This window comes from Nonomuraea mangrovi, assembly GCF_042681425.1.
GTDB lineage: Bacteria > Actinomycetota > Actinomycetes > Streptosporangiales > Streptosporangiaceae > Nonomuraea > Nonomuraea mangrovi.
This window is the reverse complement of record NZ_JBHUFV010000003.1, coordinates 690040-701401: the sequence shown is the minus strand read 5'-3', so window position 1 is coordinate 701401 and position 11362 is coordinate 690040. Positions and strand designations below refer to the sequence as shown.

General features: G+C 74.0%; 10 protein-coding genes. 5 read left to right on the top strand and 5 right to left on the bottom strand.

All coding sequences use genetic code 11. The features are described from left to right. From ACFSKW_RS03440 to ACFSKW_RS03425, 4 genes are read left to right on the top strand one after another with little or no spacing between them, the layout of a single operon-like run. On the top strand, positions 1-261 hold the full coding sequence (locus ACFSKW_RS03440) for a hypothetical protein (RefSeq protein ID WP_379568981.1): 261 nt from the start codon (positions 1-3) through the stop codon (positions 259-261). Continuing rightward, a complete protein-coding gene (locus tag ACFSKW_RS03435) occupies positions 258-938 on the top strand; it encodes a soluble NSF attachment family protein (RefSeq protein ID WP_379568980.1) in 681 nt (226 codons plus the stop codon). The genes ACFSKW_RS03440 and ACFSKW_RS03435 overlap by 4 nt, the downstream gene beginning before the upstream one ends. Positions 939-978: 40 nt before the next feature. Continuing rightward, on the top strand, positions 979-2532 hold the full coding sequence (locus tag ACFSKW_RS03430; RefSeq protein WP_379568978.1) for a hypothetical protein: 1554 nt from the start codon (positions 979-981) through the stop codon (positions 2530-2532). Beyond that, on the top strand, positions 2529-5612 hold the full coding sequence (locus ACFSKW_RS03425) for a WD40 repeat domain-containing protein (protein WP_379568976.1): 3084 nt from the start codon (positions 2529-2531) through the stop codon (positions 5610-5612). The genes ACFSKW_RS03430 and ACFSKW_RS03425 overlap by 4 nt, the downstream gene beginning before the upstream one ends. Here ACFSKW_RS03425 and ACFSKW_RS03420 read toward each other — a convergent pair. The 4 genes from ACFSKW_RS03420 to yczE all read right to left on the bottom strand — a co-directional run bounded on the left by ACFSKW_RS03420 (position 5594) and on the right by yczE (position 9262). After that, on the bottom strand, positions 5594-5800 hold the full coding sequence (locus ACFSKW_RS03420) for a radical SAM-modified peptide, FtsH ternary system-associated (protein WP_379568975.1): 207 nt from the start codon (positions 5798-5800) through the stop codon (positions 5594-5596). The two genes, ACFSKW_RS03425 and ACFSKW_RS03420, sit on opposite strands and share 19 nt — an antisense overlap. Continuing rightward, positions 5800-6807: a radical SAM protein gene (locus ACFSKW_RS03415; protein WP_379568973.1), complete on the bottom strand. Its 1008-nt coding sequence runs from the start codon at positions 6805-6807 to the stop codon at positions 5800-5802. Before ACFSKW_RS03415 ends, ACFSKW_RS03420 begins: the two co-directional genes overlap by 1 nt. Before the next feature lie 15 nt (positions 6808-6822). Continuing rightward, positions 6823-8577 (bottom strand): glycoside hydrolase family 15 protein, encoded by a 1755-nt coding sequence (locus ACFSKW_RS03410; RefSeq protein WP_379568971.1) that lies wholly within the window; start codon positions 8575-8577, stop codon positions 6823-6825. 79 nt (positions 8578-8656) lie between these two features. After that, positions 8657-9262 carry a membrane protein YczE gene (yczE, locus tag ACFSKW_RS03405; protein ID WP_379568970.1) on the bottom strand — a complete coding sequence of 202 codons (606 nt, stop codon included), beginning with the start codon at positions 9260-9262 and terminating at the stop codon, positions 8657-8659. 63 nt (positions 9263-9325) lie between these two features. Here yczE and yczR point away from each other — a divergent pair, with 63 nt between their 5' ends. Further along, a complete protein-coding gene (gene yczR, locus ACFSKW_RS03400) occupies positions 9326-10759 on the top strand; it encodes a MocR-like transcription factor YczR (RefSeq protein ID WP_379568968.1) in 1434 nt (477 codons plus the stop codon). Here the strand turns inward: yczR and ACFSKW_RS03395 are convergent. Then, positions 10743-11357 (bottom strand): trimeric intracellular cation channel family protein, encoded by a 615-nt coding sequence (locus ACFSKW_RS03395; RefSeq protein WP_379568966.1) that lies wholly within the window; start codon positions 11355-11357, stop codon positions 10743-10745. The genes yczR and ACFSKW_RS03395 overlap by 17 nt on opposite strands. Positions 11358-11362: the final 5 nt, after the last annotated feature.

Here is an 11362-nt window from a genome sequence, read left to right as displayed (position 1 = left end):
GTGCGGTTCAAGGTGGTGTTCAGGGTCAACAAGGAGACGGGTCAGGTCGAGGAGTTCGTCATCGACGATCTGGGCCGCGAGCGCGAGGGCGAGGACCACGACGCCACCCACGACGGCGTGGCCAGGCTCGTCGGCGCCGTGATCGAACGGCGGGCGGCGCCCGAGGAGATCGACCCCAGGCTCGTCCCCGAGCCCGAGGCTCCCGAGATCGCCCCGGAGGAGCTGCCGGCGGCGCGCGAGAAGGAGAAGCGGAGCGAATGACCGGCAGGCGACGGCACTGGCTCGGGCAGGCCGCGCTCGCCTACGAGGCGGCGGGGCGCCTGCACGACGCCGCCCGCTGCCGGCAGGAGGCGGGCGAGCCGCTGCCCGCGGCCGAGCTGTACGAGCGGGCAGGGGAGCTGGAAGTGGCGGCCGCCTGCTACCTGCGGGCAGGCAGCGTGGCCGAGGCGGCCCGCTGCCACCTGGCCATGGGCAGGCCCGAGGCCGCCGCCGACTGCTGGGAGCGGGTCGGACGGCCGCTGGAGGCCGCCTGGATCCTCATCGTCGCGGCCAGGAAGCCCGAGCGGGGCGGGTGGGTGCTGCGCGCGCACGTGCCGGGCACCCTCGGGCAGCGGCTGCGCCACGACGTGGCGCTGGCCATGTGCGCGGCCCTGCCGGGTGAAGGGGGCGGCGACACGGGGCCGCTGGCCGCGGCCCTCGCCGCCGTCGAGCGGGACCTGGATCAGGTACGGCCCGCCGCCGAACGGCTGCTGGTGGAGCGATGGGCGGTCGAGGCCGCCACGGAGGTGGCCAGGTACGACCTGGCCGCCCTGGTGTTCGCCGCCGCCCACCGCAGCGGCCTGCGCGGCGCGGCGGGCCGCTGGCGCGCGTGGGCCGAACGGGCGCTCGGCGGCACCAGCGGCATCCCCGTCGAGACCGAGGAGAGGAGAGCGGGGTGAGCGGCATCCTCGCCACGGTGACGCGAGAAGGGGACGCAGGGTGAGCGCGTGGCGGCGCAGGCGCGAGCAGCAGCCGACGCCGGCGCGGCCGCAGCCGTTCGTGCTGACCAGGCGCGACCAGCAGCCGCCGCCCGGCGAACGGCCCGCGCCCGCCCCCCGTGCCTTTCCCGACGACCTGGTCGCGGGGCGCTTCCCCGCGGCGCGCGAGGCGCTGGCGTTCGTGGCGGCGGCAAACGACGCCGCGCTGCCCCCGCGCTGCCTGCGCTCGCCGGAGGGCGCGCTGTGGGTGCTGCGCGAGCACGCGCCCTCGCACTACGCCGAGCTGGTGTGGGTCGCGGGCGGGCTGCCGTACACCCCGGTGGGCGGCGCGCTCAGGGGCCCGTCGGGGCACCGGGTCGACCTCGGCCAGGTGGAGCGATGGCCGGAGGTCGGCTGGGTGGAGCTGGCCGCGCACGCCCCGCTGGCCGCCGAAGGGGGAGCCCAGCGCGAGGTCGTGGTCGTCACGACCGCCGCCATCGCGCGCTGGGCGCTCAACAGGTACCACGACGGGGCGCTGGCGATGCGGGTCTCCTCGGTACGGCTGGAGCCGGCCTTCTCGGCGGAGCAGGGCAGGCCGGCGGTGCTGTTGCGCGTCACGGGCGGCAAGGGCGCGCTGCCGAGGGCGATGCTGAACGCCCTGGCCCGCATGCCGTACACGATCGTGTGCAGGGCGGGGGAGCGGCGGCTGCTGGTCGACCACCGGGCCGCGCTGCCGCTGACCGACGCCGATCTCGCCGCCCGGGTCCCCGAGGCAGAGAGCTGGATCATGGGAGGGCCCGAGCAGGGCGTCTGGAGGATCGCCGACCGCAGTGCGGAGATGGAGCCGCCGCTGGGCCTGTCGCCCGCGATCCAGCCACCCGCGCGGCCCGCCCCCGAGCGGCGCCCGGCCGACCTGGCCGTGAGAGTGCGGCTGGTCAGGACGCCGGGCGGCGGCGACGCCGAGGACGCCAAGCTGCTCACCGACGCCGACCTGCGGGTGCTGCGCTCCTACCTGTCGGGCAACCCCGCGGCCGAGCGCGCCTTCCTGCTTCTCGGCGACGGCCACCACCTGCTCACCGAGCCCGGCGGCGGCGCCGGAGCGCTTCCCTTCGGCGTGCCGCTGCGCGTGGCAGGGCCCCCGGGGCTCTACGTCGAGTCGGGCCACGCGCTGCGGCCGGCCCTGCCCCCCGCCGCCAGGGCCAGGGCCTTCGGGCTCGACGGCAGGAGCGTGGTCGTCGTCTGCGCCGACGGCAGTCACCGCCTCGCGCTGCGCAACGCCGTGCCGGTGTGGGCGCTGTGGCTGCAGGAGCTCCCCGCGGTCGACGCCGCCAGCCCGGCGGGCGCGCTGGCCGCGCTGCTCGACAGGTTCGACGCGATGGAACTGCCGCGCCCCGATCCCGTGGCCCAGGCGCCCGCCGGGCCCGCCGTGGTGGCCGCCGTCGAGTTGCGCGCCGAGGCTCTCGCGCTGGAGCTGGCGGGCAGGTACGCCGAGGCCGCGCACAAGTACAGGGAGGCGGGCGACCCGCACATGGCAGGACGCTTGTACGAGCGCGCCGCCGCCCAGGAGAGCGAGTGAGCGCGGCCGAGCCCCTGGCCAGGATCGCGGTCGACGACTGCCGCTGCGTCAGCCTGTCCGCCGACGGCTCGGCGCTGTTCACCGTCGCGCAGGGACGGGCCGAGGTCCGCGAGCACGAGGGCCCTCCGGTCTGGTCGGCGCCCGTCCACGCGCCAGGCGAGCTGCCCGTGGAGGCGGCGTGGACACCCGACTCCGACCAGGTGTTCCTGGTGTGCGGGGCGCGCCTGCTCGCCTTCGCCGCCGACTCGGGCGAGCCCTTCGCGCTGCCGGCCGAGGTGGCCGAACGCGCCGACGTGACGGCGCTGGCGCTCAGCGGCGACGGCATGACCGCCGCCATCGGCACGAGAGAGGGAACGATCCTCCTGCTCGACAGGGGCACCTCGGCCGTCGTCCGCTGGCCTGGCCGCTCCGATCCGGTCAGGGCGCTGGCCTTCGACCCCTCGGGCGCCGAACTGTGCGTGGCCAGGTCGCGGGCGATCCAGTTCTGGCGCAGGGCCGACCGCACGATGGTCGCCTCGGTCGGCGTCGGCGACCTGTTCCCCTCACGCCTGGCCTGGTCGAGGGAGGGCGCGCTGGTCGCCGTCGTGGGCACGCGCGACGTCCGCACGGTCGACGTGCGCACGAGGAAGGAGGCGGCCACCCCGTGGCGGCCGGAGGGCGGTCCCGTCACGCTCGGCTTCAGCAGGGACGGCACCCGCATCCTCGTCGGCACCGGACAGGGCGCCGTCCACCTGCTCGACAGGCAGCTCGCCGAGGACGAACCACCGGCCCCCGCCGTTCCCGCGCAGCTGACCGAGCCCGCCACCATGCACCTCGGCGCGTACGGCCTGCTCGCGGCGCGCACCGACGCCTCGACCGTCACCCTGTGGCGGCTGGCCGACACCCGCCTGCCCACCGACGCCCAGCGCGCCGACGGCTCCCTGCTGCGCTGGGCCGCCAAGAACGCCCGCACCGTCGGCAGGGCGCCGAGGACCACCGCCCGCACCGCGGCCCGGATGACGGTGCTGGCCCCCCGCGACGCCGCCCGCCCCGACCCCGGCTTCTGCTGGACCCCCGACGGCTCAGGCTGGTACGCCGAGACCTCGCCAGGCGTCCTCACCCGGTCGGGCGCCCCCCTCGCGGGGGCCCTGCCCGCGCCCGCGCACGAGATCGACACGGCGGGCCCGCTGGTGGCGGTCGGCGGCACGAACCCCGACCGGGTCACCGTGCTCGACGCGGGCTCCGGCGAGCAGGTCGCCGACCTCGCGGGCGGCACCCCCGCCTGGTCGCCTGCCGCGCCGAGGACGCTCGCCGTCGCCCGCCCCTCCCTGCTGCACGTCCACCGCGACCTCGACGCCCGGCCCCTGACGATCCCGGTCAGAGTCGGCACCGGCAGGCCCGCGTGGTCACCCGACGGGCGGCTGCTGGCCGCCCCCGCGGGAGAGGAGGTCGGCGTCTGGTCACTCGAGGGGACCACCCCCCTCGGCCTGGTACGGCTGGCCGACCCCGCCTTCGGCGGGCTGCGCGTCGGCCCCCTCGCCTGGTCTCCCGACGGCAGGTACCTGGCAGCCACCACGACGGGCGGCAGGGCCCCCGTCACCGTGTGGTCCACCGAGGACTGGCGGCGGCGCTGGCGACTCGGCCGATCGGACGGGGCGGGACGGGGACCCTGCCTCACCTGGTCACCCGACTCGCGCGTGCTGGCCTTCCCCTCGCCCGCCACTCCGGGAGCGGTGGAGCTGTGGGAGCCGGGCGCCGGCCTGGCGCACACCCTCCAGCCCCCCGACCCGTCGGTACGGCACGCGTGGGCCGTCCGCTGGTCGCCCGACGGCCACCGCCTCGCCGTGACCTACGACGCCGGCCAGATCGTGCTGTGGGACCTGCCGGGGGAGGTCCTGCCGAGGCGGGAGCAGGGGCGGCTGCCGTACGAGGCCGAGACCATGGCCAGGCTCGGCGCCGCGGCGGCCGCGGCGGGCGCGCAGGTGCCGCTGTCGACGCTGGCCGACCTGCTCACCCTGGTCGTGAGCAGGGCACCAGAGGCGCTGGAGGCGGTCGACGCCCACCGCGCCGTCGTGGCGCTGCGCGCCCTGCACTGGCCCGTGGCCGCGGCGCTCGGCCTGGCCGTCCTGCTGGCCGCCGATCTGCCGCCCGATCCGGCTCACGCGGCGCCCGCGGCCGTGCCGCCGGAACGGCTGGAGGCCGCGCTGACCCGTGCGCTGACCGGCGTGCCCGTGCCCGCCGCGCCCGCCGCCGTGCCGATGACCGAGCTGGTCGAGGCGCTCAACCGCGTCGACGACGGCGTGCTCACCCTGCTGACCCTGCTTAGCCCCGAAGCCGTGGCGGCCGAGCCCGAACTGCCCGTCAGGCTGCGTAGGCAGGGCATGACGCTGTGGCCGCTGTCCGAGCGGCAGCGCAGGCTGCTCGGCGTGCGGGCCTCGGTGTGGAACGAGGGCGCCACCCAGGGGCGCGGGCTCGGAGAGGCGCGCGCGGGCGTCACCAGGCACGGCGAGCCGAGCGCGCTGCTGCCCTCGCAGTTCGCGCTGCCGCCGCAGGTGCTGACCGCCAGGCACGTCCGCGACGAACTGCTCTACCGCACCAGGCAGGGCGCGGTGCCCGCCGTGAGCGAGTCGATGATCGTGGTCCTGGACGACACCCCCGCCGCGCACGGCGCGGTGGGCGCGACCCTGCGCGTCGTGGCCCACCTGCTGTGCGCCAACGTCCTGGCCAGGCACAGGCGCTGCGCGCTGATCCTGCTCGCGGCACCGGCGAGGGCGCGGCTGCTGTCCACCATGAACGACCTCGTGCACCTGTGGGGGGAGGCGTCGCTCACCCCGCCCGCAGTGGGCGAGGCCGCCCGCATGGTCAGGTCGGCCGCCGCGCAGCTCGGGCAGGGCGCGGCCGAGCCCCGCACGGTCGTGCTCACCCACCCGCACCTGGCCTTCCCCGGCGGCAGGGAGGTCACCATGGTGCGCGCGCACTATCCGGGACACCCGGTCGAGCAGCGCGCCCCCAGGACGTTCTCGCTGTCACCGGGCGCGGGCCCCGACGAGGTCTACGAGGTGATCGCGGGAATCCTCGCGGGTCAGCCGCAGAGCATCTGATCGATCGGGTCCTGGCCGAGAGAGCGGAGCACGCGCTCGATCACCTCGGGCCGCATCGCGTCGCCGAGCACCTCCACGCCATCGTCGGTGACCCTGATGCGGACGCGGACCAGGCGGCCCTCCGGATGGTCCTGGTACTCCTCCGGCTGGATCAGGTCGGGAAGGTTCTCCACGAAGCGGTGAGCCATCACCATCTCCCTCCGATGTTCGTCCCGCAGGCGGGGCAGCCGCCCGCGACGAGACGGCTGGCCTCCAGCGACCATATGCCGCGTTCGATCACGATGTCCCCGCATCCAGGACATCTGGTCGCGCGGCCCTGCGGGCCCAGGGCGCGTTCCACGTACACGTGACGCAGGCCCGCGGCCCGGCCGATCGCCACGGCGGCGGCCAGCGCCTCAGGTCCTGTGGGGTCGGTATCGCCCATGCGGAAGGCGGGGGTGAAGCGCAGCAGGTGCCAGGGGATGCCGGGGTCGATGCCGGCGATCGCCGCGGCGATCTCGCGCAGGTCCTCCTCCGAGCTGCTCACGCCGGGGACGAGCGGTGTGGAGACCTCCACCCACACGCCCGCCTCGTGGAAGGCCCTGATGGCCGCGAGCACGGGCGCGACGGGGGCACCGGTCAGTCTCCTGTGCCGCGCGTCGTCCATGCCCTTGAGGTCGATGTTGACGGCGGCCAGCGCGGGCGCGACGACCTCGATCGCCTCGGCGGTGAGGAATCCGTTGCTCTTCCACACCACCTCGACCTCCTGCTCCCGGCCCCGTTCGGCCAACGCCAGCGTCAGCTCGACGGCGAGCGAGGGTTCGGAGTACGACAGCGCCACGCAGCCGCCGACGGCCGCCGCCCGTGCCACGACGTCGTCCACGTCGACGGGCGTCGCCTCCCACGGCAGGTCAGGCTCGCGGCCGTACTGCGACAGCAGATGGTTGACGCAGTAGTCGCAGCGGAACGAGCAGCCGGGGGCGGCCAGCGTGAGGGCGGGCGTGCCGGGGCGGTAGTGGAAGAACGGCTTGCGCTCGACCGCGTCGGTGTGAGCCACGGACGTGGCGAACGTCGCCGTCTCCAGGCCGCCTTCGGCGCCGCGCCGTACCTTGCAGGCGCCCAGCTGGCCCGGGACGAGCGCGCACCTGTGCGGGCACAGGTCGCATCTGACCCGCTCGCCCGCCGGGGAGTGGAGTATCGCGGGGGTCCACTGCATGCCGAGACAGTAGCCCTAGGACAGGGCGCGGGCGGCGTGGATGAGGGGAACGTGGGAGAAGGCCTGGGGGAAGTTGCCGACCAGGCGGCCGTAGCGGGGGTCGTACTCCTCGGCCAGCAGGCCCACGTCGTTGCGCAGCGTCAGCAGCCGGTCGAACAGCTCGCGAGCCTCCTCGGTCCTGCCCTGCATGGCCATCACCTCCACCAGCCAGAAGCTGCAGGCCAGGAACGCGCCCTCACCGCCCGGCAGGCCGTCGACGTCGTTGTCCTCGGCGACCGGGTAGCGCAGCACGAACCCGTCCGACAGCAACTCCCGCTCGATGGCGGTCACCGTGCCCGTCACCCTGGGGTCGTCGATCGGCAGGAAACCGACGATCGGCAGCAGCAGCAGCGCCGCGTCGACCTCGGAGGAGCCGTAGGACTGGGTGAAGGTGTTGCGGGTCTCGTCGTAGCCCTTCGAACAGATCTCGGCGTGGATCCTGTCGCGCACCTCGGCCCATCTCTCGACGGGCCCCGTACGGCCGAAGTTCTCGACCTGCTTGATGGCGCGGTCCATGGCCACCCAGCACATCACCTTGGAGTGCGTGAAGTGCCTGCGGGGGCCGCGTACCTCCCACAGTCCCTCGTCGGGCTCGTCCCAGTGCTCCTCCACGTAGTCGAGCAGCTCCCGCTGGATCGACCACGCCCTGTCGTCGGGGGCCAGGCCGGAGGTGCGCGACAGGTAGAGGCAGTTGAGCACCTCGCCGTAGACGTCGAGCTGCAGCTGGTTGACCGCGCCGTTGCCGATGCGCACGGGCCGGGAGTCCTCGTAGCCGTCGAGCCAGCCGAGCTCCATCTCGGGCAGGCGGCGCTCGCCTGCCACGCCGTACATGATCTGCAGGTCCTGCGGCCTGCCCGCGATGGCCCGCAGCAGCCACGCGCGCCACGAGGCGGCCTCGTCGAGATATCCGGAGCCGATGAGGGCGTCGAGCGTCATGGTGGCGTCGCGCAGCCAGCAGAAGCGGTAGTCCCAGTTGCGCACGCCGCCCAGGTCCTCGGGCAGCGACGTGGTGGGCGCGGCCACGATGCCGCCGGTGGGGGCGTAGGTGAGCGCCTTCAGCGTGATCAGCGAGCGGACCACCGCGTCCCGCCACGGGCCCTTGTAGGTGCACTGGCCCACCCACTCGGCCCACAGTTCCTCGGTCTGCACGAGGTGGTCCTCGGCGGAGACCAGCCGCGGCATCGGCTCGTGGGAGGGATGCCAGGTGAAGACGAAGGACAGGCGCTCGCCCTCCTTGACGTGGAAGGTGGCGCGGTGGGCGTAGTCACCGCCCTTGAGCGGCACGGGGGAGTGCAACCAGATCGAGTCGGGGCCGCCGACCGCCTGCAGGTTGCCGTCGCTGCGGCGCACCCACGGGACGATCCTCCCGTAGTCGAAGCGGATCCTGATCTGGGTGGACATCTCCACCGTGCCCGACACGCCCTCGACGATGCGCACCACGTCGGGGTTGCGGTCACGGGGCGGCATGAAGTCGATCACCCTGACGGTGCCCGTCGGCGTGTCGTACTCGGTCTCCAGGATCAGCGTCTCGTCCCTGTAGCGGCGCCGGTCGGCGACCGGCCGGCCGGCGGGGCCGAGCCACCAGTGTCCGTTGCTCTCCTTGCCGAGCAGCGCCGCGAAACATGAAGGCGAGTCGAACCGCGGCAGGCAGAGCCAGTCGATCGAACCGTCGCGGGCCACCAGCGCCGCCGACTGCATGTCCCCGATGAGGGCGTAGTCCTCGATCCGCATGGACCTGACGGTACAGGGACCTTGGACGGCAGGCAGGAGGTGTCGTGTGGATTTCGTCGTGTTGGCCGGGCTTGCGCACTCAGGAAGGGAGCGGGAAGCGACGGGCGAACAGCTGCGTGATCGGTCCGATCGCCACGGCGAACAGCAGGGTGCCGATGCCGACGGTCCCACCGAGCAGCCAGCCGACGGCCACGACGGTGATCTCGATGAGGAAGCGGGCCAGCCGCACCGACAACCCGAGCCTGATCAGGCCCGTCATGATGCCGTCCCGCGGCCCTGGGCCCATCCCCGCGCCGATGTACAGCACGGTCGCCAGGGCCACGGCCACGATCGCGGTCAGCAGGTAGACCCAGGCCAGCGCCCAGTGCCCCGGGGTCGGCAGCACGAACATCGCCGCGTCGGCGAACAGGCCGAGGAACACGATGTTGCTGATCGTGCCGATGCCGGGCTTCTGCCGCAGCGGGATCCACAGCACCATGACCAGCGCGCCGACCAGGATGATCCAGGTGCCGATCGACAGGCCGGTCCTGACGGCCAGGCCCTGGTGGAAGGCGTCCCACGGGTCGTTGCCGAGATTCGACTCGACCTGGAGGCCGATGCCGGTGCCGTACAGGGCCAGGCCGCCGTAGAGGCGGACCAGCCGGGAAGGGAGGGAACCAACGGACGGAACAGAAACTTCGCTCATAATGGCCTTAATCATCCAGGCCAATGCCTTGCACCAAAAGGGCCAATCAGCGAAAGTGGCCTTATGCCGGAACGTCACCTGTCCGCTCAGCAGCTCGGCCGCCTCCTCGACGCCGACCGATCGGCCCGGCCGTTCTACCGGGCGCTGGCGCAGGCGGTGCGCGGGCTCGTACGCGACGGCAGGGTGCCCGTGCGCATGCGCATGCCGGCCGAGCGGCATCTGGCCGAGGAGCTCGGCGTCAGCCGTACGACGGTGACGGCCGCCTACGACCTGCTGCGCGAGCAGGGCTACCTGGACAGCCGCCAGGGCGCCGGCAGCTGGACGGCGCTGCCCGACCCCTCGTTGTCCGCCGACAACCCGTGGCTGTCGGTGGACGACGACGGGCTGCTGCAGATGCAGTGCGCCGCGCCTCCGGCCACCGCGATGCTGACCGAGGCGGTCAACGAGGCCACCGGGGATCTGCCCAGGTACGGCATGGGCTCAGGCTACGACCCGATGGGCCTGCCCGAGCTGCGCGAGCGCATCGCCGCCCACTACACCGCCAGGGGCCTGGCCACCCGCCCCGAGCAGATCCTGGTGACCACGGGCTCCCAGCACGCCCTTCAGCTCGTCATGGGCCTGATCGTCAGCCCGGGTGACCCCGTCATCGTCGAGTCGCCCACCTACCCGCACGCCATCGACGCCGCGCGCAACAGGACGGCCCGCATCGTGCCCGTCGGCGTCACGGCCGAGGGCTGGCAGGTGGACCTGCTGGCCAGCGCGATGCGCCAGTCCGCCGCGCGCCTGGCCTACCTGATGCCGGACTTCCACAACCCGACGGGCGCCCTCATGGACGACGCGGACCGGGCCGCCGTCGTCGGCCACGCCAGGCGGCTGGACACCACACTGCTGATCGACGAGACGTGGTCGGAGCTGGCGATCGACGAGGTGCCCAGAGCCGCGCCGATGGCCGCCTTCGACACCGACAGCAGGGTGATCACCATCGGCTCGGCCTCCAAGCTGTGGTGGGGCGGGCTGCGCATCGGCTGGATCCGCACCACCGCGGCGATGGCCCGCGCCCTGGCCGTGCACCGCGCGGCCGTCGACATCGCGAGCCCCGTGCTCGACCAGCTCGTCGTCGCAAGGCTGTTCGACCGCATCGAGGAGACCCGCGCCGAGCGCCGCCGCACCATGTCCGCCTCCCGCTCGGCGCTGGTGACAGCGCTGCGCGAGCGCCTGCCCGAGTGGAGCTTCACCGTGCCGCGCGGCGGCGGCACCCTGTGGGTACGGCTGGCAGGCGAGGGCGCGACCCCGCTCGCGGAGAGCGCCGCCTGCCACGGTGTGCGGCTCGCCCCCGGTCCCTGGTTCGGCGTGAGCGGCACCCTCGAGGGCTACCTGCGCCTGCCCTTCACCCAGCCGCCGCAGGTCATCACCGAGGCGATCGCCAGGCTGGCCATGGCCAGGGACAGGGGGCCCGTCGGCTCCCGTCCAGCCGACCCGCTCATTCGGATGGTTTGACGCCGCTGGCCAGCGGGGCTCGCCAGCCGTACTTCATGGCCAGGATGCGCAGTCCGAAGGCCAGCACGGCGGCGGCGAGCACGGCGGGCCAGCCGTGCAGGTCCAGCTCGAACAGCGCGGCCATCGCGCCCGAGCCGAGCATCGCGGGCACGGCGTAGAGCTGGCGGTCGTAGAGCAGGGTGGGGATCTCCCCCGCCAGCATGTCGCGCAGCACGCCGCCGCCGACCGCGGTGGTGACGCCGAGCAGGGCCGCGTGCAGCGGGGACAGGTCGTAGAGAAGAGCCTTCTCCGTGCCGACAGCGCAGAACAGGCCCAGTCCTGCCGCGTCCAGCACCAGCAGGAGCGGCATGATGCGGGCGACCTGCGGATGCCAGAAGAAGACGATCACGGTCGCGGCGATGGGTACCAGCACGTACCCGAGGCTCTGGAAGGCGGCGGGAGGCACGTTGAGAATCAGGTCGCGCATGATCCCGCCGCCCAGCGCCGTCATCGACGCCAGCACCGCCATGCCGACGACGTCGAGACGCTTGCGAACACCCATGAGGGCGCCGGACAGGGCGAACACGAGGATTCCGGCGAGGTCGAGCAGTTCAGACACGACGA

What these genes read in the sequence shown, in the direction of transcription:
- ACFSKW_RS03435 (WP_379568980.1), top strand. Translation starts at nt 258, where the DNA reads ATGACCGGCAGGCGACGGCACTGGCTCGGGCAGGCCGCGCTCGCCTAC.
- ACFSKW_RS03420 (WP_379568975.1), bottom strand. Translation starts at nt 5,800, where the DNA reads ATGGCTCACCGCTTCGTGGAGAACCTTCCCGACCTGATCCAGCCGGAG.
- ACFSKW_RS03415 (WP_379568973.1), bottom strand. Translation starts at nt 6,807, where the DNA reads ATGCAGTGGACCCCCGCGATACTCCACTCCCCGGCGGGCGAGCGGGTC.
- ACFSKW_RS03410 (WP_379568971.1), bottom strand. Translation starts at nt 8,577, where the DNA reads ATGCGGATCGAGGACTACGCCCTCATCGGGGACATGCAGTCGGCGGCG.
- yczE (WP_379568970.1), bottom strand. Translation starts at nt 9,262, where the DNA reads ATGAGCGAAGTTTCTGTTCCGTCCGTTGGTTCCCTCCCTTCCCGGCTG.
- yczR (WP_379568968.1), top strand. Translation starts at nt 9,326, where the DNA reads ATGCCGGAACGTCACCTGTCCGCTCAGCAGCTCGGCCGCCTCCTCGAC.